This window comes from Leptospira borgpetersenii serovar Javanica, from assembly GCF_003046425.1.
Classification (GTDB): Bacteria; Spirochaetota; Leptospiria; order Leptospirales; family Leptospiraceae; genus Leptospira; species Leptospira borgpetersenii.
Map to the genome: position 1 here is coordinate 51,548 of NZ_QAJG01000009.1, position 25,910 is coordinate 77,457.

22 protein-coding genes are annotated in these 25,910 nt (G+C 39.6%); 13 read left to right on the plus strand and 9 right to left on the minus strand.

Annotated features, from left to right (window positions below):
- Window positions 1-168 precede the first annotated feature (168 nt).
- Window positions 169-981: a leucine-rich repeat domain-containing protein gene (locus tag CLV95_RS09025; RefSeq protein ID WP_002726073.1), complete on the plus strand. Its 813-nt coding sequence runs from the start codon at window positions 169-171 to the stop codon at window positions 979-981.
- An 11-nt stretch (window positions 982-992) separates the two neighbouring features.
- Here the strand turns inward: CLV95_RS09025 and CLV95_RS09030 are convergent, their stop codons facing one another.
- The 5 genes from CLV95_RS09030 to queA form a co-directional block, all read right to left on the minus strand.
- The gene (locus CLV95_RS09030; protein ID WP_002726045.1) at window positions 993-1,733 is read right to left on the minus strand and encodes a hypothetical protein; all 741 of its coding nucleotides are present in this window, start codon (window positions 1,731-1,733) and stop codon (window positions 993-995) included.
- Window positions 1,734-2,408: 675 nt separating this feature from the next.
- Window positions 2,409-2,714: a YbaB/EbfC family nucleoid-associated protein gene (locus CLV95_RS09035; protein ID WP_016749207.1), complete on the minus strand. Its 306-nt coding sequence runs from the start codon at window positions 2,712-2,714 to the stop codon at window positions 2,409-2,411.
- A 120-nt stretch (window positions 2,715-2,834) separates the two neighbouring features.
- On the minus strand, window positions 2,835-4,217 hold the full coding sequence (locus CLV95_RS09040) for a hypothetical protein (RefSeq protein ID WP_107694928.1): 1,383 nt from the start codon (window positions 4,215-4,217) through the stop codon (window positions 2,835-2,837).
- A gap of 277 nt (window positions 4,218-4,494) precedes the next feature.
- On the minus strand, window positions 4,495-6,117 hold the full coding sequence (locus CLV95_RS09045) for an AAA family ATPase (RefSeq protein WP_002721089.1): 1,623 nt from the start codon (window positions 6,115-6,117) through the stop codon (window positions 4,495-4,497).
- A 97-nt stretch (window positions 6,118-6,214) separates the two neighbouring features.
- The gene (gene queA, locus CLV95_RS09050; protein WP_002721103.1) at window positions 6,215-7,258 is read right to left on the minus strand and encodes a tRNA preQ1(34) S-adenosylmethionine ribosyltransferase-isomerase QueA; all 1,044 of its coding nucleotides are present in this window, start codon (window positions 7,256-7,258) and stop codon (window positions 6,215-6,217) included.
- Window positions 7,259-7,262: 4 nt separating this feature from the next.
- Here queA and CLV95_RS09055 point away from each other — a divergent pair, with 4 nt between their 5' ends.
- From CLV95_RS09055 to CLV95_RS09095, 9 genes are all read left to right on the plus strand, one after another.
- Window positions 7,263-8,861 carry a glycosyltransferase family 87 protein gene (locus tag CLV95_RS09055; RefSeq protein WP_002721101.1) on the plus strand — a complete coding sequence of 533 codons (1,599 nt, stop codon included), beginning with the start codon at window positions 7,263-7,265 and terminating at the stop codon, window positions 8,859-8,861.
- A complete protein-coding gene (locus tag CLV95_RS09060) occupies window positions 8,836-9,978 on the plus strand; it encodes a glycosyltransferase family 4 protein (protein WP_002721072.1) in 1,143 nt (380 codons plus the stop codon). The genes CLV95_RS09055 and CLV95_RS09060 overlap by 26 nt, the downstream gene beginning before the upstream one ends.
- A 4-nt stretch (window positions 9,979-9,982) precedes the next feature.
- Window positions 9,983-10,585 (plus strand): LIC20162 family protein, encoded by a 603-nt coding sequence (locus CLV95_RS09065; RefSeq protein ID WP_002721114.1) that lies wholly within the window; start codon window positions 9,983-9,985, stop codon window positions 10,583-10,585.
- Window positions 10,586-10,805: 220 nt separating this feature from the next.
- Window positions 10,806-12,188, plus strand: coding sequence for a hypothetical protein (locus tag CLV95_RS09070; RefSeq protein WP_002732102.1), 1,383 nt, complete (start codon window positions 10,806-10,808; stop codon window positions 12,186-12,188).
- Between the two features lie 71 nt (window positions 12,189-12,259).
- Window positions 12,260-13,675: an MBOAT family O-acyltransferase gene (locus tag CLV95_RS09075; protein WP_002721086.1), complete on the plus strand. Its 1,416-nt coding sequence runs from the start codon at window positions 12,260-12,262 to the stop codon at window positions 13,673-13,675.
- 13 nt (window positions 13,676-13,688) lie between these two features.
- Entirely contained in the window at window positions 13,689-14,849 is a 1,161-nt protein-coding gene (locus tag CLV95_RS09080; RefSeq protein ID WP_002721094.1) for an SGNH/GDSL hydrolase family protein, read from the plus strand.
- Window positions 14,846-16,243 (plus strand): MBOAT family O-acyltransferase, encoded by a 1,398-nt coding sequence (locus CLV95_RS09085; protein WP_002721099.1) that lies wholly within the window; start codon window positions 14,846-14,848, stop codon window positions 16,241-16,243. The genes CLV95_RS09080 and CLV95_RS09085 overlap by 4 nt, the downstream gene beginning before the upstream one ends.
- Before the next feature lie 9 nt (window positions 16,244-16,252).
- The gene (locus tag CLV95_RS09090; protein ID WP_002721084.1) at window positions 16,253-17,323 is read left to right on the plus strand and encodes a DUF1574 domain-containing protein; all 1,071 of its coding nucleotides are present in this window, start codon (window positions 16,253-16,255) and stop codon (window positions 17,321-17,323) included.
- Window positions 17,320-17,664: a nucleotide pyrophosphohydrolase gene (locus CLV95_RS09095; RefSeq protein ID WP_002721082.1), complete on the plus strand. Its 345-nt coding sequence runs from the start codon at window positions 17,320-17,322 to the stop codon at window positions 17,662-17,664. The genes CLV95_RS09090 and CLV95_RS09095 overlap by 4 nt, the downstream gene beginning before the upstream one ends.
- On the opposite strand, the gene CLV95_RS09100 is transcribed toward CLV95_RS09095, so the two are convergent.
- Window positions 17,661-18,077 (minus strand): ExbD/TolR family protein, encoded by a 417-nt coding sequence (locus CLV95_RS09100; protein ID WP_002721107.1) that lies wholly within the window; start codon window positions 18,075-18,077, stop codon window positions 17,661-17,663. The two genes, CLV95_RS09095 and CLV95_RS09100, sit on opposite strands and share 4 nt — an antisense overlap.
- Before the next feature lie 13 nt (window positions 18,078-18,090).
- The gene (locus CLV95_RS09105; protein ID WP_002721075.1) at window positions 18,091-18,606 is read right to left on the minus strand and encodes a MotA/TolQ/ExbB proton channel family protein; all 516 of its coding nucleotides are present in this window, start codon (window positions 18,604-18,606) and stop codon (window positions 18,091-18,093) included.
- A gap of 399 nt (window positions 18,607-19,005) precedes the next feature.
- On the opposite strand from CLV95_RS09105, the gene CLV95_RS09115 reads away from it, so the two are divergent.
- The 3 genes from CLV95_RS09115 to CLV95_RS09125 all read left to right on the plus strand — a co-directional run bounded on the left by CLV95_RS09115 (window position 19,006) and on the right by CLV95_RS09125 (window position 23,255).
- Window positions 19,006-19,740, plus strand: coding sequence for a ubiquinone/menaquinone biosynthesis methyltransferase (locus CLV95_RS09115; RefSeq protein WP_002732074.1), 735 nt, complete (start codon window positions 19,006-19,008; stop codon window positions 19,738-19,740).
- Window positions 19,741-19,888: 148 nt separating this feature from the next.
- Window positions 19,889-21,820, plus strand: a complete 1,932-nt coding sequence (locus CLV95_RS09120; RefSeq protein ID WP_002738164.1) for an LruC domain-containing protein — start codon at window positions 19,889-19,891, stop codon at window positions 21,818-21,820.
- Between the two features lie 43 nt (window positions 21,821-21,863).
- Entirely contained in the window at window positions 21,864-23,255 is a 1,392-nt protein-coding gene (locus CLV95_RS09125) for a PrsW family glutamic-type intramembrane protease (RefSeq protein WP_002722214.1), read from the plus strand.
- Here the strand turns inward: CLV95_RS09125 and CLV95_RS09130 are convergent.
- Together CLV95_RS09130 and CLV95_RS09135 are read right to left on the minus strand one after the other, a co-directional pair.
- Window positions 23,238-25,337 carry a hypothetical protein gene (locus tag CLV95_RS09130; protein WP_016762598.1) on the minus strand — a complete coding sequence of 700 codons (2,100 nt, stop codon included), beginning with the start codon at window positions 25,335-25,337 and terminating at the stop codon, window positions 23,238-23,240. The genes CLV95_RS09125 and CLV95_RS09130 overlap by 18 nt on opposite strands.
- A gap of 107 nt (window positions 25,338-25,444) precedes the next feature.
- Window positions 25,445-25,903, minus strand: a complete 459-nt coding sequence (locus CLV95_RS09135) for a TraR/DksA family transcriptional regulator (protein WP_002722265.1) — start codon at window positions 25,901-25,903, stop codon at window positions 25,445-25,447.
- Window positions 25,904-25,910: the final 7 nt, after the last annotated feature.

Here is a 25,910-nt window from a genome sequence, read left to right on the forward strand (position 1 = left end):
TTGTGAATATGAGAGTCAAACTCAAAATCGTGCTAAGGAGAAGGAATTTTCTGCTTTTGTGAGTTGCACTTCAACACTTACAAAACCCTGTGTTGGATGCTGCCTTTAAAGTCTTAAGTTCTAATTCTAACTTTGAATCCTTAAAGTGTGGGAGCTCCTACACCGAAAATGTGCATTTCTCTTGGGCTTTTTATTTTAAAAATTGGCTTCTTTTTCTTGGATCCTAATTCTCAATCGTACCAAGCTATGATTCGGATTTGTTTTTTTCCTTTATCCAAGATTTTGATTACCAGTTTCTGCTTTTGGATTTTTTCGTGTGCTCTTTTGGAAAAAGAATCTGTTTCTGGTGGAGTTCCCGTGTTTTCTAAAGAAGGTAAAATCCTTAGATATTATCCGTATCAAATTCGCTGGATTGGATTTGGTGAGAGTGAATTTCCGGATATGACCAGATTGGTCGATTTCAAAAATCTCTCTTCTTTGGAAATTTCCCATCCGGAATTTCAGAATTTAGAAGAACTTAGTTCCTTAAAAACAATCGGTTTTCTAAATGTAAGCGGGACCAAAGTAAAGGATCTTTCCGTTTTATCCAAATTGCCCGTTCTACACAGTTTGTATCTAAATAAAACATTCGTGGATGAGCAAGATCTGAAACGATATCCCGGAGTCGGTAAATTGACTAAATTAGGTTTGTATAAAACCAAAATTCGCGATCTTTCTTTTATTGGTTCAGAGTGCAGACTACAACAACTCGATATTCGAAATACGGAAGTCTCTTCTTTGGAGCCGATCGCAAATTGTAGAAACCTTTTAGAACTCAGAATTGGACATACTCATATCAAAGAGATTCGTTCTGTCTATGAAATGAGGGATCTACGTTATTTAGAATGGTCGGGATTAGATCTTTCCCGGAAAGAATTAGATCTAGTTAGAGAGCAACTCCCCTACCTCAAGTTGGTTCCCATGCACGTAGATTCATTCTAATATTCATTTTTTTAATATGTAAGTGGTCCAGCTTCTGAGCGATTGTCGTAAAGGAGGATATCTTCTTTTTCTATGGGAACTCCTTCCACTGTAACTTGCCCCGTGGTTTCTACGATTCTCAAAGCGTGGACCGGATATTTTTGTCCGTTTTCTTTTTCCAATACGATGGTCGCGTTTTTTCTCACCCTGGAAAGCCTTAGTCCCCAGACTTCTAAAATTTTCTCTTCGCTTTCCAAAACGAGAGCACTAATTTTGTTTATATCCGAAGATGCCGCTTTTTTATAAACTCCGCTTGGGTTTCCAGGTATAAAGTCGGGCTCGATAGAAATCGAATTGGATTGGATTGATTCGATTTGAAAGGAAAGATGATCACAATCATAGGCGCGGACTAAGGCCCATCGGTTTCCGGATTCTCTGTTTGTAAAAACTCGGCAGGATTCCGGAATCAATTGTACCCCCTCGTTTGTTGTTTTTACGATTCCTTCGACTCTGGTTTCTTCTCGATTTTTGCTGAGGGTTACGCTTAATTGAGCAAATATGAATTTACTCTGCTTTCGGGTCATGTCCAGAAATAACTGTCTCACAAAATAACCTTCTTCCAGTTTTTGAATTTTGGAATAATATTCTCCGGATAACACGGGTTTGTGAGTAGGAAGGTTTTTCGTTTTTGAGTTGCCCAAAGAACAAAATCTGGTTGTGAAAATACAAATTATGAAAAATACGAAAAATCGTCCCTTTTTACGATTGAACATTGGTTTTATGAGCGTTGATGATTCTTGAATGTACGGTATGCAAAATGATTTTTTACAGTTTAAGAGTTGGGAAAAAATCTTCAATCAAGTATTCTTTCTTATTTCTAAAAAAGTGGAAAAGGCATGTGTGCGTACATCGAGTTTGATTTCGAATACGGATGAAACTATTCAAAAATACTTTATCTTTACTTAAAATTCTGATCATTTTAAGATATTTTTGAGATAGAGCTTCTATTGTTCGAAAAAAAATACAGCTCTGAAAAACGAATCAATTTGAAATTCTAAAGTTTTAGATAGGACGTTATATCAAAACTTGTCCCAAACCCCGAGTGTAGGAAGGGAACATTCCAACACTCGGGCTCATTCAAAAGCCTATAAACTGCCAAAGAAATAATCTGCGGGAATTTCTTAGTTTATGAAAGTTCACCATTATATTTCTATCTAACGTGAGTTCGGCGGTTGAAAATAAGAAAGAATTTTCTAAAAGTAGGAGTTCCTACAGTTTTAGAATTGTTCGTAAAATCGTGATTTGTGGTAGTTCCACATTTTAAGAATAGATTTATAAAGTTCAGGTTCCAACTTGTTTTTAGAAAAATGAATCATGGATTCTTACACCGAACTCACGTTATCTAAGGTTTTGGAACAAGTATTTAATACGAGAAGTGAAGAGGAAACTCACTCCATTCCCATCATTCCGCGGAATTCTTCCATTCGTTCTTCAGCCGCATTCTGTGCAAGTTCAAGGGAACGAGATACGGCCTGTTTGATGCTCTTCTGTAAAAGTTTTTTATCGTTTTTTGCAAGAAGTTCGTCTTCGATCAATATATCTTTGATGTTTAACTTTCCGTCGGAGATACAAGTTACTAAGTCGTTTTTGGATTTTGCTTCGAAGGAAAGGGCTATCAAATCCTTCTCTACCTTTTTCATCCTTACTCGCATCTGATTCATTTGTTTTATTGATTCTAACTTGTTACCGAACATATTAGATCTTCCCTTTTAGAAAATTTGAATTGAGTATTTCCTGCGAACCGAAGCGATTGATCGAAAATTCTCTCTCGATCAAATTCTGAAAATGTTAAAAATGGGCAACCAGAAAAGAAATCAAAAGGAAAGTTCCATGCCTAAGGAAGTAAAGTATTCCGTATAATACTGAGAGAATGCCGGAAGTCTAAGCGGACCCACATCCGTATAAATCACACCTTTGGAAAGGTTATTCCTGAAGTTCATAAAAAAGATTGCACTCTGGAAACTGGTCTTTCCACGGAAACTTGCAGAAAACGAACGCAGAGGTTCGTCTACCTGAGTATTAATTCCGGAAGGTCTAGAAGAAAGAAGATTGTAATAATTGTTTCCAAAAAATAAAGAATATCTCCCTGCCGGATCCAAAAGCATTGTAAATCCTAAAGTGGTCGCGTCGGATTCCGGAGTGATATAAAGTCCGTTGTTTTTTGCGGTCGGGTCTGCAGAATAACTGTACCGCACATTGAGGATGATTTTTGAGAAGTCGATGAACATCGAAAAACGAGCGGCTTCCGGGTTATAAAGTCCTTTTTCTTTTTCCTTGTTTAAAACGGAAGTTTGGAACAAAAGACGTTTTACAGGTTGGATACTCGCTTGCCACTCGATGACTCTTCCACCTGTGTTTCCCAGAGCCTGATTTCTAAGAATCGGATTGGTTCCGACGTTCGGATCTATATTCACGGGCTGTATATTTGCGGAATGCGGAGAATAGGAAAGTCTGTTTGTGGATAAACTCGCATTTCCAAAGGAACTTCCGGAAACAATTTTCGTACTGAGATATTCATTCGGTTTAAAGGAGAATCCCGCCATAGAATAACCCTGGTCTTTTTGATCCGCCGTGTAAGGAAGAGAATTACCCGTTTTCAAAATCGCTTCCACTCCTGGTAAAATCGTGTAACTTAATTCAAAGGAGTCTAACTTAGCCTGATTGATTCCGGTTCTATCCATATTTCCGATAGGATCCGTTTTTCTCCCCTGCATAAAGGGGGCTAGTTCCGAAAAAGGCACGAGAGGAAGAACGGAGGTCATCATCTGAATTTTATTTTGTTTACCGTCGAAAAAGCGGGTTCCCACCCAATCTGAGTTTAGGTTGTTGAAGAGAATATCCGATTGATTCTTTTTTAAATTATTTCTAGAAGGAAATAGAGTCCAAGTGTTGCCGATTCCTGCAAAACCGAAATCCTTGATTTCCATAAGTTGCGGGTCTTTTTCCAATTCGGTTAAGAGATTCGATTTTTTGGAGCCTAGGATTCGAAGTGTTTGAATTTCTTTTTCTCGTTTTCCCATCAAGGTCGGACTGGACTTGAAAGAGTCCTTCTTTTTTTCGAAAGGCGAAAATTCAGTTTCTTGAGAATGTTCGGGCGTTTTGACTTGTACAACGGATAAGAGAACCCCTAGCCCAATTGCAGGCAGGCTACTGATAAACAAGGAAGATTGGATATTGATCGCTCCGATGATTCTCATATACTAAATTTATTATCGGTAATCAAAATTGAAGGAACAGTCGCAAATATAGGTCCGATTTAAAACGAAAATTTCCAAAAAAACATTCAGACAGAAAATCTTTTCTCCTACCAAAAGATCCGTTTAAAATTATTCGAAATTTTAAAAAGTTCAACGATGAGTAACGACGACTCAAAAAACGAATCCTCATTTTCTTTTCCAGCTTGAAAGATTCTAAACACTTCGGAAAGAAATTTTTTCTAATATTTTGTCGCATTACTTTCGTAACTTCGATTTCTTATTCGTGTTCTTCTTCTTTTTTTCGATCGATTCTCTCCTCAATTAAATGGAACAAACTTCCTTGTGGATATTTTCCGTTTTTGCCGAATTTTCCAGCCGGAATTCCAAAAACTTCCGGGATCAGTTCCTCTACGTGAGAACAGGTAAAAATCTGAAATTTTCCTTTGTCCATTGCCTTGCGGATGGAAGAAGGCAGATTTAAATCACGCAAATTCGCCGTAGGAATATAAACCGTATATTTGTCTCTAGAATTTCCAACGATCTGAGTCACCTCGTACCAAGCGGCGATTTTAGTGTTTACGGAGCCGACCGGAAGAATTTCCCCATATTGGGAAAGCGCCCCTGTGACCGCAATATTACAAGGAATTTCAAGGCCGCCAAGAGCGGAAAGTATCGCAAGAAGTTCGGCGCAACTTGCCGAGTCTCCGTCGATCGGCGAGTAATTTTGCTCGAAAAGTATCGAGGCATCCAAGCCGAAGGATTGTATATGAGAGAACATTCCTTTAATATAAGATTGTAATATAAAAACTCCCTTATCGTGCAGGTCTCCGGAAAGATTCACTTCTCTTTCTATATTGATGAAGTTTCCCGAACCGAGAGCGACCCGTGCGGAAACTTGATTCACCTGTCCAAAGTCGGATAAGGAAGAATGCAGTAAGATGACGGAGAGCCCGTTGATCCTTCCCGTTTTTTTCCCTTTGAGCTGGATCGTGATCAGACCTTCTCTCACACTTTCCAAATATCTTCTTTTATAGACTGCGATTCTTTTTTCCACCAATTCGACTGCGGATTCGACCTGGCTTCTCGTAATCGGTTTTTTTTCCTTTTTGTATAGTACGAGAAGTTCGCCCACAAAGGTTCTAAGTTCCGCGAAAGATAAGGAAAGTCTCGTTTTGCTGTCGTTCCATCTAAGTCCGATTTCGAGTAACGTGTCCACGGCGGAAGAATCGAAGCTCGGATATCCCGGCTTTTCCCAGGAATGGATTAGGCCGCCGAAAAGTTGAAGATTTTTTTTTGTCTTCATCACCGCTTCGTATGGAAGATGAATCTTAAAGGAAAAGCTATCGTAAAAATCGGGATCAACTCCGGAAATAAAATCTACTTCTCCTTCTTCTCCCGCGAGAATAAGCCGAAAACGGGTATTGACCGAAGGATGAAAACGATTCATTTCTTTAGATCCGGTCATTTCGGGAAGAGTGAGAAAATCTATCTTTCCGGTTTGTAATACTTCTTTTACGAGAAAATATAGATTGGGATCTTCTGTAAGCGCTCTCATTGGAAGTAAAAGATAACCCCCGTCGGCCTCGGCCATTTTACCGGGACGATATTCCGTGTTTCCTGGAAATCCCGCAAGCGTCAGAAATCCGGGATGAGGATCGCAGATGACTTTGGTATTTTTTTTTAAGTCTGAAATATATTCCTGGAGCAAGGTAAGATTGGATTCTAATCCTGGGCCCGTAATGAGAATGTTTGAGAAAATTCCCGGATTTTCCAAAGCTCTCGGTAAGGAGCTAAGTTCTTCCCTGTGAAATGCTAAAAAATCGGGCAGGCCATTTTTGGGTCTTTGTTTGCCTGCATGTAGTTTGATTGCCGATTGATTGGACGTTATTCTTTTAATCACTAAAAACGATTCTCCGTCGGGTTCCTTGTATGATCAATATATTAATTTGACGAAACATCATATCGATTCTCGAAGAAGTATGGATGGGTCCGTTCAATCATCGTTTTCCTAAAATCAGCATTGCGTCTCCGTAAGAATAGAATCTAAATTTTTCTTGAATCGCTTTTTGATATGCTTTTAAAACCAGTTCTTTTCCCGCAAATGCGGAAACGAGTAAAAGAAGACTCGAACTCGGTAAATGAAAGTTTGTGATTAGGCATTCGCAGCTTTTCAGTCGATCTTCCGGTTGAATAAAAAGTTCCGTGGTGCCGCGTCCCGAACGGAAAGAATTTGTTGCGTAGTCATAAGCGGATTCGAGCGCTCGCAGTGTTGTGGTGCCGATCGAAAAAATTCTTCTTCCTTCTTTTTTAGCGAGATTCAAAATTTCCGTGCTCGATTTTTCCAGAAAGAATTCTTCCCGATGCAATTTTTGATTTTGAAAATTTTCTTCGGTAAGGGGTTGAAAGGTTCCGTAACCGACTTTGAGCTCCAAAGTGCAGAATCGAATCTTTTTCTCTTTCAGGGTTTGAAAGATGGATTCTGAAAAATGCAAACCTGCTGTCGGAGCGGCAACGGAACCAGGAGTTTTTGCAAAGAGTGTTTGGTATCGAATTTCGTCCTTGGGGTCTGGATTTCTTTTGAAATATGGCGGGATTGGAATTTCTCCTATTTGCTGAAAATCTTCTTCTTGTAGAGTTTGTTCCGGTTTTAAAAAAACGAATTCACCTTCTTTTTTTTCCACTGTAAATGAGATACGTTGCGTTTTTTCGTCGGAAAGTTTTGTTCCTACTTTCAATTTTTTGGAGTTTCGAATTTTACATTTCCAAAGTAATTCTTTTTCTTCGAGAAACATTGTTTCGTGGGTGCGAATTTGCGTTTTTAAATAAACTCTGCGTTTGCTTACCTTAGTATGATTGGCCACTAAAACGTCCCCCTCTTTCAAATAGGAAACAAGGTTTTTAAACGAAGATTCGCTGAAGATATTTCCAACATTCACGTCGAGAACCATCAACCTGCTTTCGTCCCGATTGGCCGCCGGATAACGAGCGATTCTTTCTTCGGACAACGTAAACTCGAATTCTTTGAGATCTTCGAACAACATCTATTTGCAGTGGATCCGTAAACGGTTTGCAGGAGAATCTTTTTTCTGTCGGGATGGAAGCGTCAGCAAACTGCCGGATATCGCTTTCGCAGAAGATAATTTCGTGACAAGTTGTATTTGTAGAAGAAAGTGTTCGGTTGGAAGAATTTTATTGGTTGGCTTTTCGAGTGCGTTTGAAAAGCATTTCAGAATGCAATTGAGAGACCGAAAAACTTGGATTCTTGTGGGAACCATTTTGTTTTTCTTACTCCTCTTTATAAATGGGATTTCAAAAACCGGAAACCGCTCTGACTTCAGAGATTATTATAATGCTTCGGTTCGATTTACCCAAGGAAATAATTTATATAACTTGGATCAGATTGATGGGATTCTCGGGAAACTTCAATCGGGAGAAATTAAAATCGAAGAGGTTTTTACTCCGAAGGTATTTTTACAACTTAAAAGTATGATGGAAGGGCTTGGCTCTTATATCTATCCTCCCACGTTCGCCTTTTTACTGATCCCGATTTCTTTTTTTCCGTACGAGATTGCATCCGCGGTTTTTCTTACATTAAATTTCCTGGCATTTCTCGGTTCTTTGTATATTCTTTCTCTCCGTTTTCATAGGAAAGGGCATCTCGTTTTTTGTGTTGTTCTTTGTCTCCTCAATCTGCGATTTTTGGAAAATCATCAGAATAACAATCAGGTCGGTTTTATTCTGATCTTTTTGATCTTAGCTTCCGTTCATACAAATAAGGATTGGTTGTCCGGTTTTTTACTCGCACTCGCAATTGTGATTAAGTTGACTCCGGGAGCCTTTGTTCTTCTCTTTCTGATGCAAAAACGTTATCGGGCGGTTTTTTATACGTTCGTATTTACGTTATTCTGGATTTTTCTTCCTTGTTTGTATGCTCCTTCGTTTACGATCGAAATGACTTTAACTTGGAAACAGTTGATTCTTGACAACTATCTAAAGTCTCCTCTATTTCGAGCCTGGAAGAACAATCAAAGTTTAAACGCAACTCTTGCGAAATATTTTCTTAATTATGCGGATATTTTGAATCAGTCCAGGCTCGGGTATCCCATCCTAGAACTGAGCGAATGGATCGTTAAAGGAATGTATTCCGTTTTTTCCTTGATACTTATCGCTCCTTTTTTTGGGAAAGTATTTGCAAAACGAAATGTGGAATCTGCTTTGGGTTGTCTGTTCGTTTTTTCAATCGTTTTCAGCGGAATTTCCTGGGTGCACGCTTTCGTTTTTCTTTTGTATCCGTCTGCGATCTTACTGGATCGAGTTTGGTCCTTTGTGGAGTATGCGATTTTACCCTTTTGGAAAGCGGATACGGGCTCTCTTTCGAAAAAGGGGCTATATTCGATAAAAAGAATATTTAAAAATGATAAAGTGTCTTTTTGTTTTATGGCGGGTTCCGTTTTGATCCTTTTTTGTAACCGTTCGATTATTGGAAGCGTAATCGAGGAAAAATTAATGATGGCCTCTTATCTTTTATACTTTGCCATCTTTCAATATGTTTTGCTTTTGTTCGCTTTGAAATATGAGCCTGAGACTCGGAAAATAAGCTTGAATACGACTGGAACTGATGCCGATCCGAACCAACGAACTTAAATATAAACCTAGAGTGGGGGTGGATGTTCGCCCTCTTGCTTATGGGATTACCGGGAACTCCAGGTATCTCGCGGAAGTTTTAAGAAGATTGATTACAAATGAATCTCCTCTGGAGTATTATCTTTATTCGAACAAACCGATTCATAGCGTATTTTATGATATTCTTTCAAACGTAAATTCCCGTTTTTTTATGGCCGGTAAACTCCCCGGATTTGCCTGGTTGAATTGGACGATTCCTAAACGGATCAAAAAGGACAGACTGGATCTCTTTTGGGGAACTCTTCAATTACTTCCTCTTTCTTGTGGAAACGTTTTAACCGCCGTGAACTATCACGATCTTAACTTTCGTTCCGCACCTCAAACGATGACGACCGCAAATCTTTGGCAACATAGGATTTTTTCACCGAAGACGTTAAACAGAGCCGATCTTGTGTTTTGTCTTTCCGAAAACACTCGCCGGGACATCCTAAAATTCAAAACGGATCTAAGTCCAAAATTGAAAGTTGTATATCCCGGAGTGGAATCCTTCCCTTCCATACGTGAGCCTCTGCGTCAAATTTTTGGAAATTTCTTATTTACCATTGGAACTTTGGAACCTAGAAAAAATTTAAGAACTCTGATTGATGCATATCGAAAACTCAAAAAACAGAATTCTTCCTATCCTTTCTCTCTTGTGATAGCCGGCCGTTTGGGTTGGAAATCGGAAGGGCTGACCCAACTTTTAAAGGAAGGAAGCCTGGAATCGGAAGGGATCCTTTTTATAGAGAATCCTACGGACGAGGTGCTTGCTTGGCTTTATAGAAAATGTTCTGCTTTTTTATTCCCATCCGTTCACGAGGGTTTCGGTCTTCCTTTGTTAGAGGCGCTTCGAGAAGGAAAGGTCTGCATCGCTTCCGATATTCCGGTATTTCATGAAATTTTGGAACGAAATGTGGATTTGTTTGCGGAACCTTTGGATGTAGATGCCTGGGTTTCTTCCCTGTCGGAGTTACAACATAAAAAATTACAAAGATCTTCCGTTTGGGATGCGTCTCAGTGGACTTGGGATCTGACCGCGAAAAGAATCGAAGAAGGTTTGATCGATCTCTGGAAACATAGAAAGGAACTGTGCCACTAAGAATATGAGACAGAACGAAAAAAGAATTTATTCGGGATGGGAGCTTTTAAATGCAAACGAAATTTCTTCTGGAACTCCGATTCGTCTGAAAATCAATCCGCTTCCTGCGATTTTTGGAACTTTGATCGTCTTTGCAATGTTATACGGTTGTTACTTAGGAGGAGAAGTTTCCGCTTTTTATCTTCAAAAATTTACGGACTTTTTACTCATTCCGAAAGTGTTGAATCTTCCGATTTTACAGGATCGTGGACTTTATTCGACGGTCGGGTACCTTGTTTTCGGTTATATAGGTTTTGCTTTTTTTCTGGATTGGGTCCGTTTTATCGAAAGGACTTGTTTGACAGCGGTTTTTCTCAAAGGGGATATTCTTTCCTTGGAAACGAGGGGTCTTTTCGGAAAAAACGTATTTCGGTGGAATTGCAGACAAAGCGGAATTCAAATCGTATATAAAACCGGTTTATTCAGAAGATTTTTCGGTTTGGAAAGAATCGTGATCGTTGCCACCGATCTAAGATCCGAAAGAAGTAACTCGGAATTCGGATTGTATTCTCCGTTTTTCTTTCGGGCTCAAAACCGAAATTTGATTCGGGGTTTATTCAAGAATTAGAATATGGTTTCTCTAAAATTATGGCTTTTTCGGTGAAAATCCCGTTTCGAGGATTGATGTTCGAATAAGTATTCTGTTTTTAGAAGTCGCGACTCGACAATAAAAACGACCTTTTTAAAATTCGGTCGTTTAACAAACAAAAATTCGTTTCGAAAAGTTTTGGGGATTTTTCGTTTTATTTGTTTTGATAGATAATTGTAAAAGATGGATTGAATTACGGATGATTTTCAAAAACGCTCTTCAGAATAAGATTTTTTTCGGATTTCTAATTCTATTTTTCTTTTCAATTTTTCTTTTCGATCTTCGGTTCCTTTCTAGACATTACGACTGGGACGCGATTGTCTACGCATACAATATCAATTCCGATCTTACTTGGAGAATTTTTTATAATCCTCACCATCTCGGTTTTGAAAGCACCGGTTATCTTTATCTCAAATTTTGGAGGGAATGGTTCGGGAAAGAATCGGTAATGTTCGGACTTCGTCTTCGTATTTTGGGATCGGCCCTTCTTTTCCTATTTTGTTTTATCTGGATGTATCGTAAAATTTACTCGGACACGTTAGGCGCCATTTTATTGGGTCTGGCTGTCCATTTCTCTCAGGGATTTTGGTTTTACGCACAACATAACGATACACCTCTCATTCATTCCTGTCTAACCGCGGTTTTATATCTGTTTTGTGTCTATTTTGCTAAAAACGGACACTCACCGATTTCTATTTTTATCCTTTTTGCGGTTCAACTCTTCGGAGTGTATTTTCATCAATCGGATATTTTATTTTTACCTTTGGTGCCGATTTCGATCCTATTTTCCGGGACTTGGAAAGGGAGGGAATTCAGTTTCGCTTGGAAACTACGATGTACGTTCATGTATTGTTTTCTTCTTGTGGGAATTCTTACTTTATCCTATCTTTACGTAGGTTTTATTGTGTTGAATCGAAATCTTTCTGCTCCTTTGGACAGTGAGAGGAATTTTGCGAATTGGCTTTTTTTGTATGCGACTAAGGACAAATGGGGAAATTCTCCCGAAGCGAAAAATTACGTGATGAATTTTTACCGTGGGATCGGAGATGCGTTCCTCAATTTCGAAGGAGTGAAAAGCGGTTTGAGAGTTCGTCCGCTTTCTTGGGACGATAGAGGATCTTTGCCTTACAATCTCAATCTCGCGTTTTGGATTTTTATCTTTTCTCTTTTTCTTTTAAATCTTAGAAAAGTATGGAAACGTTTCCGAATCGAAACGGTTTTGCTTGTATTCTGGCTTGTCCCTTCGATTCTTTTTTACACTTGGTGGGAAGGTTATTTTTTCGAATTTTGGGTTGGGACATCGATCGGAATGATTCTACTCGCAGGTTTGACTCTAAAGTCTTTGGAGCTTCGAACGTTCGCGTTCGGTAGTAGGGCTTTTTATCATTCGATTCTTTTTGTTTGGTGTCTTCTTTTATTTTTAGTCAATTTTTCGTTTTCCACCCTCCCCCGTTCTTCTAAAAAAACGGTGAGTTATATTGAGGGGATCGAATTCAAATTGGAATCCATCCTTCCCGAAAAGGTTTATCTCCCCTTCGAGTCGGAAAAACCGGTATTTTTACCGAGGATTTCAAATCCGTAAATTGAAGTTGTAAGGATATTCCGTCTTGAAAAACTGCTCTTCAGATCTTTAAGATCCGATTTAGACGAAACATGCTTTTTAACTCGCTTCACTTTTTGTTTTTTTTTCCCGTTGTACTCGTCATCAATCATTTGCTCAAGGGGAAGATCCAAAGGATTTTTCTTCTCGGAACTAGTTTTTATTTTTATATGTCCTGGAGAAAAGAATTCATCATTCTTTTGCTCTATTCGATCGTTATCGATTATTTTGCTTCTCTCAAAATCCAAGCGGCGGCTCCTGGTTCAAAAAAAAGAAAAATTTGGCTTTTGCTGTCCCTAGTCACAAATCTGGGGTTACTCGCCTACTTTAAGTATACGAACTTTCTTTTAGGAGTTGTAAACGATCTTACTCCCGCCGCCGGATTTAAGTTTGCGTATTATGATATCGTTCTTCCGGTCGGGATTTCTTTTTATACGTTTCAATCTTTGAGTTATACGATCGACGTATATCGGGGACAAATAGAAGCGAAAAAGTCCTTTTTGGATTTTGCTCTTTATGTTTCCTTTTTTCCTCAATTGGTCGCGGGGCCGATTGTTCGTGCGCAGACATTCTTTCGGGATTTGGAATTTCCTCTTCCGGTTCGGAAGGAAGACATACAAATTGCGTTTTGTCAGATTCTAATCGGGTTTACGCGTAAGATCGTTTTTGCGGATAATCTCGCAAAGGTCGTGGACTCCACGTTTACAAATTATGCGACTCTCAATCCGATTGAAATTTGGACTGGAGCACTCGCATTCGGTTGGCAGATTTACTTCGACTTTGCGGGTTATACGGACATTGCAATCGGTGTGGCTCGTCTTTTCGGATATAAGTTCGATCCGAACTTCAATTTCCCCATGGTCGCAAGAAACATCACGGATCACTGGTCTCGTTGGCATATTTCGTTTTCCACTTGGATTCGGGATTATATCTTCATTCCACTCGGAGGATCGAGAGGAACGACGCTTCTGACTTATAGAAACATTTTCATTACTTGGTTTTTTGCCGGAGCCTGGCACGGGGCGGCCTACCATTTTATTAGTTGGGGACTTTGGCAAGGGGTTATGATTTTTACGCATAGGGAATATGCCAAAACAAAAATTGCCGCCTTACTGAACGAAAAGGGAGGAATCGTCTACGATATCTGCGCGAGAATTTTTACTATGTTTTGCTTAACGTTTGGATTTGTTATGTTTCGTGCTGAAACAATGGAAAAGGCCGTTTTGATGATGAAATCTCTTCTCTTTTTGAGTTCGAACGGATTTGTGGGGGTTAAAGAATATTCGAATTATACATACGGAATTTTTTTGTTTGTTTGTTTTGCGGCTTCTTATATATTCGAAAAAAATAATATAGAAAAAATCGTTCGAAGTCAATGGAAATTCATTCTATTCTTCCTTGCAAACGTCTTTATGCTTTTGGTTTTCGGTATTACGGAAAGCCAGAGTTTCCTCTACTTTGCGTTTTAGGAAAACATCCGTTATGAAAGAATACCTTGCATTTTTCAAAGACCCAAAATTCTGGATTCCGGTTTTAATTTTGATTTTTTTAGAGACCGGAATGCAATTTGGTTGTTACCGGCCTTTTTTAAAAAAGAATTCCTATGCAGCCAACGTCTTGAGAATTACGAATCACGTTCTTGATAAACAAAAAGAATTTGATCCGGATATTTTGGTTGTCGGAACATCGGTAGCCTATCAGGGTTTGTCCATTCCGATGTTAAACAGGGAACTTGCCCCTTTAGGTAAGAAGATTCAGTCGATTGCGATTCCTGGAACGGAGCTGATCGTCCAAGACTTAGCTGTTTTGAAAACTCTTCCTCATTTCAAAAACGTAAAGACGGTGATTCACGTATTCGAAATTACGACTCCTTGGGTTGGCCAAAAACTTTTGAACTTACATACGCTTGCGATGATTTCCGAATTCGATCGTTCGGAAGTATATCCTAGAATTTACGATTTCGGTTACGATGTAAATGCCGACGATCTTATCTATATCACTTTGAAGTCGATTGCGTATAGAAGGGATATTCAGGATCTGATTTTAAGTCCTTCTAAAAGAATTAAAGATATAGGGAAACGTTTTAAAACAAGGAATCATCATCCTTGGGACTACGAAAATTCTTATCGAGAAAAGATCAGTATGTATCCGATTGTAGACATTCCCGATTGTGTCGCAAAGACCGATCCTGCCAACGGTCTTCCGATTCCGGAAGGTTCGGATCGATTTCATAAAAAGGCGATCTTCGATACTTGTATCCTTGCAAGTAATCCATTGACCCATGCGAATGAAGACGAGGTCACAAAACAATACTTCGATCGACTCAAAATTCTGCACGATGAGATTCGAAGAATCGGAAAAGAGAACGGTCAAAACATTCGGATCGTCGGGGTTGTCGCACCTTATAGCCAACTCATTCAACGATGGAGGCTTCCGGAACGAAACGATGTTTGGAAAAGGGAACTTTCAAGAATCCATCCTTACGATCCGGTGCAGTTACTCGATTACCAGGATATTTTGGACGGTCCGAATAACGGAGACTATTATTATGATTTGATTCACCTCAATTCGATCGGGATGCAAAAGTTGACGATTGCATTTGCAAAAGATTTGAAAGTCCTTTTAAAAGAGGAAAACAAGTGATTTTTACCTCTACTCTCTTTCTTCTGTTCTTTCTTTGTGTTTATGTACTTTATTGGGCTTACGACGGGAGGAACTATCGGGAATGGGTGATCGTAATCGCTTCTTTGGTTTTTTACGCGACCTGGAGCCTTCCGTTTCTATTTCATTTATTAGGAATTCTTTATATTAACTATTTGGCGATTCGGAGTTTATTTAAAAGGAAAAGTCTCGGAGTTTTAAGGGCGATCGTTGTTTTGGATTTGATCAATCTTGGCGTTTTCAAATACTTCTATTTTTTTACGGATAATTTCTACGTTTGGACAGGATGGAGTTTTTTGGACCAGAGAAGTTTCGGGTTTCAGATTATTCTTCCACTTGCGATCAGTTTTTATACGTTTCAGATCATAGCGTTTGTCGTGGATGTCTATCGCGGTAAGATTACGAACGATTGCGGCCTTTTTCGATTTGTTCTGTTTATCCTTTTTTTTCCTCAGCTGGTCGCGGGGCCGATCATGAGGCACCAGGACTTTTTCCCGATCTTGGATAAGGTAAGAATCAAACCCTCTTACGTTTATGCGGGTTTGTATCTTTTAGGACTTGGAATCGCAAAAAAGATCTTAGTCGCCGATAATATCGCTTCTTTGATAGATCCTGTGTTTCGGAACCCTTCTGAATATGACGGTTATTCCCTTTTTATAGCCACCCAAGGATTTACTTGGCAAGTTTATTGCGACTTTAGCGGTTATACCGATATCGCTCGAGGTTGTGCTTTTCTTTTAGGTTTTAACATTCCCGTAAATTTTCGTGCTCCGTTTTTTAGCCAAAGTATTCAAGATCTTTGGAGAAGATGGCACATTACTCTAGCTACATGGCTTCGGGATTATATATATATTCCACTCGGGGGTTCTAGGGCTTCCGAGCCCAGGGTATATCTGAATTTGATCATAACGTTCACGTTAGGCGGCTTTTGGCACGGAGCCAGTTGGACTTATGTAATTTGGGGATTCTGGCATGGCTTGTGGTTAGTAATTGATCGACTTATGGATCGGATCGGTATTCCTAAATTACCGGAAAAAGGATTTGTGTGGTGGCTTATTCGGGCCTTTGTCGTGTATTCTATTTTTATGATAGGCGCCGTGTTTTTCCGATCTCGCTCTTTGGCGGACGCTTGGCATATCTTATTTTATGGAGTTCGATGGATAACCGAGCCCTCGAAGTTGGTTTTGAAAACCAGCTTACTTGCTCCTTTTTTAGTCGCGGGGATTTTGCTCCATACTTTGGAATATTTCGAAAAAGGACTTCGGTTTTATTTTAAATATCAGAAAATTCTAATTTCTGTTTTTCTAATTTTATTAGTACTGCTTCTTTCCAATTATGCCGGCAAGGGTCAGGACTTTATCTACTTTCAGTTTTAAGGAGGGAGAATGAGTATTTCAAAACGACAGAGTTTGATCCCTTTGTTTCGTAAAAAACTGTTAACGGTCCCGCTTTTATTTTTTATCTTCGTTTTTTCTTTTGATCGTCTTTTGTCCTCGCGGTGGGTAAGGCCATACACTGAAGCCGGGGCGGAATATTACTTTTATGAAATAAAAGACAAGATACTTGCAGCCTTAATTAAAGAGAAATCCGCGGCAAAAAAGGACAAAAAAATTCTGATTTTTTTCGGAACTTCTCACATGGGAGAATTCTCTCTTGATACGATTCGCAAAAAAAGAGCGGATCTAATCGTGTATAATTTTTCCGCCCCTTCGGCTCCTTTTTCGTATCATAACTATAATCTTGAAAAGATACTTTCCACCGGCATAAAACCGGACTACGCGATTTTGGAATTCTATCCCGATTCTATGACCGATTTTTGTAATCGTTATCCCTTACGTTATTCTTACGATCTTCCGTATTTTCTACGTTATGCGAACGAGTTTTCTACAAATGATTGGGACACGTTTTTGAGATCCAGAGTTTTTAGAACCACTGTGTTTCCACCGAGATTCAAGGAAGCGATGGCAAGAATCAAAGACCCGTCTTCCAAAGATACAATGCTTAAAATTCGAGATCTTCTGATGAGCGAATCGGATAAATTCAAAGGAGGAATTCCGAACGTATTGTTGACGAATACTCCTCCCGAAAAATTAGAGGAGGAATCTGAAAGGTACTACAATGACGTTTATCGTTATATCAGGATATCTTCCGTGCAGAGAAAATTCCTGTTTCAGTTTTTGGAAACCGCGGAAAAAAACGAAGTCAAAGTCGTACTTTGGTCCCCTCTTCTTTATGAAGGATTGGAAAAGAGGGTTAAATCCGCGGAGTTTTATCCTAGCTGGGAGAAACTTCGTAAACAAATTATATCAGAATTTAAGAATGTATATTCCCTGGATATGAACGATTTCCGTGCTGAAGTGAAATGTAGAAAATACATTGATCCTCATCATTTAAGCGGGGGTTGTTATCCCGAACCGACGGCAATCTTGATTGATCGATTGGATCTACAAAGATGAATGAAAATGAACTGTCTCTTAGCCAGGCTCAGAAGAAAGTGGACGAGTGGATTTCCGATTTCGGGGTTCGGTATTTTTCGGAACTTACGAATCTTGCGATTCTTATGGAAGAGGTGGGAGAATTTGCGAGGTTGGTGGCGAGAAAATACGGGGATCAATCTTTTAAGAAGGGAGAGGATCCGGAGGGAATTTCCAAAGAAATTGGGGATATTCTTTTTGTCCTGATATGTCTTGCAAACCAAATGGGAATTTCCCTGGAAGATGCGTTACGTGCCACTTTGAAGAAAAATACTGAAAGAGATAAGGATCGTCACAAAGAAAATCCGAAACTTCGGTTCTAATACTCTTTTTTGATTGCGAGATGAAGTTCTTTCAGGTTTGAGCTTTTTAGACTGTTTAATACGAATACGAACTTCCCGTAACTAATATCTTTGTCTCCGTAAATCCAGACGACTTGATTTTGAAATTCTCCTTTGGAGACGATCAGTTTCCAATCAGCTTCCGTAAAATCTAACTCCGCGTAACGTATATCTCCGTTTTTTAGAAGAAAGATCTCTTTTTTGATCCCGCTTTCGCCGATTTCCGCCTTTGCTTTAGGAAGAACTACTGGTAAGGAATGAACTTCTTTTTGAAAGCTCATTGCGACCATGACGAAAATTAAAAGAATAAAAACGACATCCAACATACTCGTCATGTCGAGAGGAGAGTCGTCTCCTTCTAAAAGGTTTTTCCTTTTTTGTGGATTCTTTTTCATTTTTAGGTTTTTATTACACCGACGTTTTGTCGTTGATCGAAGATTTGAGTTCTATTTCCGTTTTATGAAGTATAACTTTGAGGTATTGAAATCCAAGAACGGAAGGAATAGCTACGCATAATCCTTGGATTGTAGTATTTAAGGCAAGTCGAATTCCTTCGGAGAAAATTTCCAAACTTACCGTGCCTGCGCTTTTCATCTCTTCGAAAGCAACCGAGATTCCGATTACGGTTCCGAGAAGTCCGAGCATCGTAGCGATTCCGGCGAGATTTCGAATCCAAGAGATCATAGTTTCCGGAACAAAAAATTCTCTCCGAAAAAATTCTTCTGAATCTTCGAGAATGGATTTTAAGTCCGGGTTTTGTTTTTCTTTGTTTCCGTTCGGATCGTTATCTTGGAGTCTCAAAAGAATGTTTTTTTTGAGGATCGGAAGAAAGGTGCGAACTCTGATAAAAAGTCCAAGATTGACGAAACTTACGATTAAAATGAGAATCGAAACCCATCCTCCTTTTGCAAATAAAACTTCCACAAACCCCCCCGAGAGTTTAAGAGCAGATTGTCATTCCCTTCTCATTTGTCATTCTAATCTTTCAGTGTTGCTAGGTGGTACGAGCTTTCTTATAGTTGGGAATCATAAAACTACTCAAAAACAGGCTCGTTCAATCTGTAAGAGCTCTTACATTTCAAGTGACGATAGGTTAGCGGTTAGATTTAGGACTTTACATACATCCACGGATGTGGGGAAAAAAGGGCAACGTCTCCTAAGCATGAAAGTCCTAACCACTGACATCTAAAAAGTTTCTACATTCTGTTTTGGGACAAGTTCTAAGTTCTAACCACTCGCAACTTGAAGCGTCCGTTTGCAATCGGATTTCTATAAAACACTTCTTGCCATCGGTAAACGTTTTCAAATCATTTCATTAAAGTTATGTTTCAAATGCCTCATGTTGATACCAAAGCGGATTTTGTTCGAAAGAATTTTAACAAGATCGCGAATAAATACGATCGATTCAATGATTGGAATAGCTTTTTGCTTCATCGGATTTGGAAAAACCGGCTAGTTCGTGAAATTGAAGAAAATCTTTCTGACCGCTTACATGTGATGGACCTTTGCTGTGGAACCGGAGATATTTCAGTACGTCTGGGAAATTCTCCTCGGATCGATCATATTACCTGTGTGGATTTTTCAGAAAACATGCTCGAAATCGCAAAAACTCGACTTAAAAAACAAATCGAAAAAGGTCGAATCCATTTCGAGCTAGGAGATGCGACAGAACTCAAAAATTTTCAGAATTTTCAGTTTCATGCGGTTTCAATCGGCTTCGGTCTCCGCAATGTAGATGATCTCTCCAAAGCGGTTAGGGAAATTCTCAGAATTTTAAAACCAGGGGGATTATTTCTCAATTTGGACGTTGGTAAGGTTAAAAATCCTTGGATTCGTTGGATCGCGGATTTTTATTTCTTTAAAATAGTTCCGATTCTCGGTTATATTCTTTGGGGTGGGAAGAACGAAATGTTTGATTATCTTCCGGTTTCTTCCCTTGTATATCCAGATCAAGAAAATCTAAAGTTGATTCTTGAAAAACTGGGTTTTCAAGAGGTGCGATATAAGAATTTTGTTTTCGGAAATGCGGTTTTGCATATCGCAAAGAAACCTCTTTGAAATGCATAAAAATTACCTAAAATTCTGTTGAATCCCTAAAAAAGTTTTGTTGAAATCGAAAAAATCTCCTATAATTCCTTCCCCGAATGGTATTTAAGATTTAATACTATTCGTCTTTTATTCTGACTATAAAAGGGATATGGGAATTATGAAGAAAATTCTAATATTATTGATTGTTTCGAATGTTTTGATTATCAATTGTAGCCATAAGAAAAAAGGAATATTATTTCCGTTTTTGACGCTGCTAAACCAAAATGCGAGTGCATCTACATCGGGGACGAAATCCGAAACGAGTGCGGGAACTGCGACAGCTTCTAATGGAGGTGCGGTCGTAATTGTAGACAATACGGGAAGTGGAAGTAATACTTCTCCCAATAACGGCAGCAATTCTTCTTCGAATCCTTCTTCCAATTCTCAATCTTATTCGTCGGGAAACAGTTCTTCCAGAGATTCCGTCTCTCCCACAGGATCCGGATCGAACAACAATTCCAATTCGGGAAGTGATACGAATGCAAGTACGAATGTAGGAAGCTCCGGTTCCGATACAGGACCTAGTCCCGGATCCGGTTCTAACGATAGTTCCGGATCTTCTACAGGTGGTAGTACGAATATAAGTGCAGGTGGTTCCAATTCGGGAAGTGATACAAATACGAATGTGGGGGGAAATTCCGATACCGGATCTGGATCCAATGTTGGGTCTGGCTCTAGCGCTGGAAACGATACAAGTACTACAGGCTCTGCAGGAACGGATGCGGGTTCCTCTTCGGGTTCTTCCGTAACTCCAACTCAGAAAATTACAGGCGTGATTACCGTAAACGATCAAATAGGCAGTATTCCTTTTACGTATAACACAGTGCAGACGATCCCTTTGAATTTAATCGTAACGGATAAACAATCCAAGCCGATTTCTGGGGCGACTGTGATCGTTTCCGATAACGAGGGACATATTCTTTTTCAAGGAATTTCAAATAGTATGGGAAAAGTTTCCGGAAGTATCACCGTGGAAACCGCGCTAGGACAGATTACACTTGAAATTACGGCAGGGGGAGAATCCATTTCCAACATAATCAATTTGATCAATGTAGTCGGAATTAATCGGGAAATTAAGTACGAAATCTTATTACCGGTTGTGGCCGTTCCGGTTGACTCGGATAAAGATGGAGTTCCGGACACATTGGATACGTATCCTCAGGATCCTACCCGTTCCGCTTTGATACGGACTCCTACGGAAGGTGTAAGTACCGTAGCGTATGAGGATTTATATCCGAGTGCAGGTGATGCAGACTTAAACGATTACGTTCTTCACATTCACAATGAGGAGGACTTGAATACAGCGGGAGATGTGATTCGTTTGAGAGGAACTTATCAACACGTGGCCCGAGGCGCCGGATACAAACATACGTTCTTTTTAAAACTTCCCGTATCGATAGGAGCTACGTTTTCGAGAAAAGTGGTAAGGGAAGACGGTAAGGTAGTGACGGAATTGACCACTAAAACTGTCTCGGCATCGGATCTCAACCAAGGAATCCAAATTCACGAAGAGTCCAATAAAACCACATCTAATCCTAACGTAAATCCAGGCGGAGTCTACAAACCGGGGCATATCGCCACGATCGAAATCGTATTTAACTCTCCGGTGAAAAAATCGACTCTTGGAATTTATCCCTACGATATTTTTATCAAAGTGACTAATACAGGGAAAGAAATTCATTTTCCGGGACTTTATAAGAATTCAAATGGAACGGACAAGTATTTGGATTCCAACAATTTTCCTTGGGCCATTTTGGTTCCGGGAGCTTGGAAATATCCATACGAGGGTTTGGACATTCGTAAGGAAACACAAACGGGTTATAAGGAGTTTAACCTTTGGGTAGCGTCGAATGGCGCGTCTTACAAAGATTGGTATAAACACATTACGAATCAAGCGAAAGTGTTCCCGGTTCCAGATGAGGATTCCGAACTGATGGGATTTCTACTGCATTCCGTGAAAAAGAATGCAATATTTGTAGCGATCTTGTTGATAAGTGCAGGGGCAATAGCCGCATATATTTTGAAAAGAAGAACTCTTTCCCGAGCTTAACTGATTAAAAGAAAGTGAGTATATTCCGATACTTTAAAGGAATATGCTCCTTTACTTAAAATTTGAAGGATTCTTAATTACCTTTTTGAAGTTCGGCACGGCGACTTCCGCCGCCGGATTTTATTGGTTTTTTTATCGCAACACCTACTACCATCCGAATCGAAAGAGTTTCGATTTCTCGGCGATCTTCTGTGGAATTTTGACCGTAGGGTTGGCAATCTTTCCAGAAATATTAGCAAAACAATATATAGACGAAAACTCTTATTTCGAAAGAGCCTTCCAAGGTAGTTCTCTTTTGGAGGAAGTTCCGAAACTGATCGTCATCCTTTGGTATTTCAAAGGACTAAAAACGGTTTATAACACTTCCGATGGAATTTATTTCGGACTTACATTAGGCGCTTCTTTCGGACTTCTGGAGAATTTTCTCTACTCTCCGATTCTGGACTTTTGGCCCTTGTTTTTAAGGGCGGTTACCTCCCTGCCGATCCATACGTTTACCGGAGGAATTTACGGTTTTGCGACGATGCAATACTATCATTCCAGGCCCTCTTCGTTTGATTTTTTGGGAATCCTTTATAGCCTGTTCGGATGTTTTTTGTTGCATGGAACATTTAATTATATTTTACTTATAAACGGAAATTTTATGATCTTGCTTCCGTTTATCCTTGCGGCGGGGTTTTTTGTTTTAGAATATCTACTCACAATTTCCCAAAACATCCTCCCGATCGAAGTTCTACAATCGATTGGATTGTTTAGTGACGATTATCAAGTGATTTCCAGGTTCACCCGTTACGATTCGTGGATGCGTTCCAGTCAAAGTCGGAACCAAAAGCTCGATCCGATTCCTTTGTTGCGACAGCTTCCCAAAGGAAAGATTTTTATATCCGTTTTTCTTTTTTTAATTCCATCTTTATTATATTCTATTTATTTAAATTTTCCGGAAAGAGTTCCTCTTCTTCTCGGGGGGATTCGCACTTCCGAGTTCATCGGACTTTTTTTGATTTATCCGATCTGGCTCAGTGTCTTGATTCTTTTCAGGGGAATTTTCAATCCTAAATTCTTTCGGGAAAGAGTTCTCAAAATTCCTTTGTTTATCGCTGTGTCTATCGTTCAAGAGGAAAGGGAATATCATTCTTTGGCGTATTCGCTTTCCAGAAAAGGATTCTATTCTCCGGTCGAAAAGACGTTGAGCATAGGAGATCGTGTATACGTGACTTTTTACGTGGCGGGTAAGGAATTTCCTAATATTCTTGCGATTCCCGTTTGGTTGAACGTAAGGGAAGATGATCCTGAGTTTGAATCTGGTGCCGTTTTTATTTTCGTAAATCCGCCTTGGAAACTTCTTTTTTGGAGATCATTGGTGCGGATAAAACAACAATTTCAGAATCTAATTCATCAAATTGCACATCCGATCGGTTCATCTCACTCGGTTTAAACCATCGAAGTTTTCCGCAAAAATACCAAATTCTTTTACGTGGATTCCGAAAAAAGAATCAGAAAGAATTTCTGCTTTCAAGTATTTGGCGTTGTTCGGAACGGTTAAACTGACCGTGCTCGGGTTCGTAAATAAAGGCAAGGTCTTGGATTGGATTTCGATCCAGTCCGGTCCGAGGAAAGACCAACGTGCGTAGATCTTATCATGCTTGGAAAGTTTTTTCTCTTGAGGAATGAACGCTTTCAAGTGTATCGCGGACTTACTCGTTATAACCCAAATTGCACCGGAGGAAAATTCGTGATAACGAATCCCGTTTTGAACTATATTCTGCCGTTTGGCCATAATTTGGTAGGACTTTAGTTCCGCATAACGGAACTCGGGTCCACGTAGATTCGGTGCAATCCCGACCAAAGAGTAAGACAAAGAAAAAGAACCGAGAAGTAATACGAAAAGGTTGAATCCTGCTACGACAGTTTTGTGTAATTGTCTTGTTTGAGGGAAGGAGGATGTAACGAGCCAAAGACAGAAAAAGGCGGTTGTTCCGCTACTTCCGATCCAAGGTAGAAAGAAGATCGATATTGGCAGAAGTAGAAGCAGAACTTTCCAATGACCGCGTAACGCGATTTCCAAACCGATCCATATTAAGAAAACGAGAATTAGAAAGATCCCTCCGTCATGTAATAAAAAAAGAAAGGAAGGAAGTCCGAGTTCCCGAATTCCTCCAGGCGGTACTGGATTTGTGGATCTGGAGTCGATCCAATTGAGTACAAAACTTCCGGCTCCGTTACCCATCCAAATTGATTGTTTGATCCAGTTCCACGCGGATCTGGTTTGGATCCATCCTTCTCCCCAATAAAGATCCAAAAAACGAGAGAAGCCTCCACCCGGACTACGATAACTTTTGGCCCAGGTTTGATAAAGTTCCTGCCAGGGTTCGGGTGACCAAGCAAATGATCCCATCCATAAGATCAAAACCGTAAAAACGATCCATATGATCGTACAAGCCGGAATATACGATAATTTCCACCAACGGTTTCGGATTTTAGAAAAAGCTGTGACGGAATATCCGTATATCAAAAGGGCAAGAAATAAAATCCAAGAACCTGCGCTGAAATGTTTTCCTAAAATGAAAAAAGGAAGGACAAGCCCTAAGGTCAAAACGATCTTCGTGTGGAAACGCCAGCTTCTGGAATGAAGATAATAAAAGAAATACGCGATTAAAAGAGGGAAAAACCAATTGAGAGAACCGGTATCCGCAAAAAAGCCGGAAACAGAATAGGAATCACCGACCATAGGAGTGAAAGGAATCACAGAATGTTTCGTAAATCCTTGAATTAAGAATAGTATAATATTTAAAAATACTCCCGCAAACAATCCTTGTCTCCAATACTTAATGGGGGAATCGCTTTCGTGAGAGGATGATTCCTCTGCAAGAAAATAAAGAATGATGAGCATCCAGGAACCAAGAAAGTCTAGGCTAAGACCGAATGCGTATCTCGAGCTGATTCCTGGCAAATAAACGGTATCTAAAATACCGAAACCCTTGAACGGAGGAGCGTTGAAATAAACGAAAAATCGTTCCAAAAGAAGCAGTGCGAGAAAAATCAAAATTCCGGTTTTAGGGTTTTGATGGAATGGTAAAGATGATTTGTAAGGTCGATTAATATAAAAAAAACGGAATATAGGATCTTCTTCGTTTACCGTTTGTGTATGAAAAGTGGAAATATACTGTCTCAGAAAAATTCCGAAAGTTGCTCCTGCAAAAAGTCCGCTTAAAGAGCTGAACATTGCGGTTTTATCATAGAGTAGTCCCGGTAGAATAAAAGCCCCCGCCATTGTGAACATTCTTCCGGGTTTACGGTGATAGAGATTCGGTATAAATCCGAAAAGAAATTGAATCGTGCCGATAACAACGACCCCTGCTCCTTCCGTTTCTCTTACGAAAAGAAAACTTCGGAACAAAAGGTAAGAAAAGACAGAACAAAGAATGAGTCCGAAAAACGTAGGGGTACGAAGGAGCTTTAGTCTATTGAATAATCCAGACACGAATGAAGAGGATTTTGGAAAAGATTCAGATTTCAATCGAAAAACGGTTGAAAATATGACTTCTGAGAAATCGAAAATTCTCTTCCTTCTTTAAAAAATAGTATAACTTAGATGATGAGTTAGAAGGAAAGAGGAATTGAGATTCAGTCGTCCATCGAATCCATATCGGATGGAATTTTATATGTGCCTGTAAGATTTCCCGCGTTATTGTTCTTTCGGGAAAAACCCTTACTTTTCGAAAGAGTTTCCGCGTATTCTACGGTATAACGGGTCCAAGGAATCGCTTTGAGACGTGCGATTGGGATTTTTTTGCCTGTTCCTTCGCAAACTCCGTAAGTACCACCTTCGATTTTTTCCAATGCGGCATCGATTTCGCGAATCGTTTCTATTTCCGCTTCGGAAAGAACAGAGCTCAAAGTTTCTTCGTTGATTTCGGACGCGATATCCGCAATGTCTCCCATTTCCTTGAGACCGGAAGGTCTACTATTATCTTCCCAATGGGCGTATTTTTCCAGGAGGGCATTTTTCTTCTCGTGGAGGAGCTCGGCGATTTCTTGAAGAGCTTTTTTATCGTATGCCGGAGCTGTTTTTTTTGCAGTCATCCTAGTA

What these genes read in the sequence shown, in the direction of transcription:
- CLV95_RS09115 (WP_002732074.1), top strand. Translation starts at nt 19,006, where the DNA reads ATGTTTCAAATGCCTCATGTTGATACCAAAGCGGATTTTGTTCGAAAG.
- CLV95_RS09060 (WP_002721072.1), top strand. Translation starts at nt 8,836, where the DNA reads ATGCCGATCCGAACCAACGAACTTAAATATAAACCTAGAGTGGGGGTG.
- CLV95_RS09090 (WP_002721084.1), top strand. Translation starts at nt 16,253, where the DNA reads ATGAGTATTTCAAAACGACAGAGTTTGATCCCTTTGTTTCGTAAAAAA.
- CLV95_RS09040 (WP_107694928.1), bottom strand. Translation starts at nt 4,217, where the DNA reads ATGAGAATCATCGGAGCGATCAATATCCAATCTTCCTTGTTTATCAGT.
- CLV95_RS09025 (WP_002726073.1), top strand. Translation starts at nt 169, where the DNA reads ATGTGCATTTCTCTTGGGCTTTTTATTTTAAAAATTGGCTTCTTTTTC.
- CLV95_RS09120 (WP_002738164.1), top strand. Translation starts at nt 19,889, where the DNA reads ATGAAGAAAATTCTAATATTATTGATTGTTTCGAATGTTTTGATTATC.
- CLV95_RS09075 (WP_002721086.1), top strand. Translation starts at nt 12,260, where the DNA reads ATGCTTTTTAACTCGCTTCACTTTTTGTTTTTTTTTCCCGTTGTACTC.
- CLV95_RS09030 (WP_002726045.1), bottom strand. Translation starts at nt 1,733, where the DNA reads ATGTTCAATCGTAAAAAGGGACGATTTTTCGTATTTTTCATAATTTGT.
- CLV95_RS09070 (WP_002732102.1), top strand. Translation starts at nt 10,806, where the DNA reads ATGATTTTCAAAAACGCTCTTCAGAATAAGATTTTTTTCGGATTTCTA.
- CLV95_RS09035 (WP_016749207.1), bottom strand. Translation starts at nt 2,714, where the DNA reads ATGTTCGGTAACAAGTTAGAATCAATAAAACAAATGAATCAGATGCGA.
- CLV95_RS09135 (WP_002722265.1), bottom strand. Translation starts at nt 25,903, where the DNA reads ATGACTGCAAAAAAAACAGCTCCGGCATACGATAAAAAAGCTCTTCAA.
- CLV95_RS09080 (WP_002721094.1), top strand. Translation starts at nt 13,689, where the DNA reads ATGAAAGAATACCTTGCATTTTTCAAAGACCCAAAATTCTGGATTCCG.
- CLV95_RS09125 (WP_002722214.1), top strand. Translation starts at nt 21,864, where the DNA reads ATGCTCCTTTACTTAAAATTTGAAGGATTCTTAATTACCTTTTTGAAG.
- CLV95_RS09065 (WP_002721114.1), top strand. Translation starts at nt 9,983, where the DNA reads ATGAGACAGAACGAAAAAAGAATTTATTCGGGATGGGAGCTTTTAAAT.
- CLV95_RS09100 (WP_002721107.1), bottom strand. Translation starts at nt 18,077, where the DNA reads ATGAAAAAGAATCCACAAAAAAGGAAAAACCTTTTAGAAGGAGACGAC.
- queA (WP_002721103.1), bottom strand. Translation starts at nt 7,258, where the DNA reads ATGTTGTTCGAAGATCTCAAAGAATTCGAGTTTACGTTGTCCGAAGAA.
- CLV95_RS09095 (WP_002721082.1), top strand. Translation starts at nt 17,320, where the DNA reads ATGAATGAAAATGAACTGTCTCTTAGCCAGGCTCAGAAGAAAGTGGAC.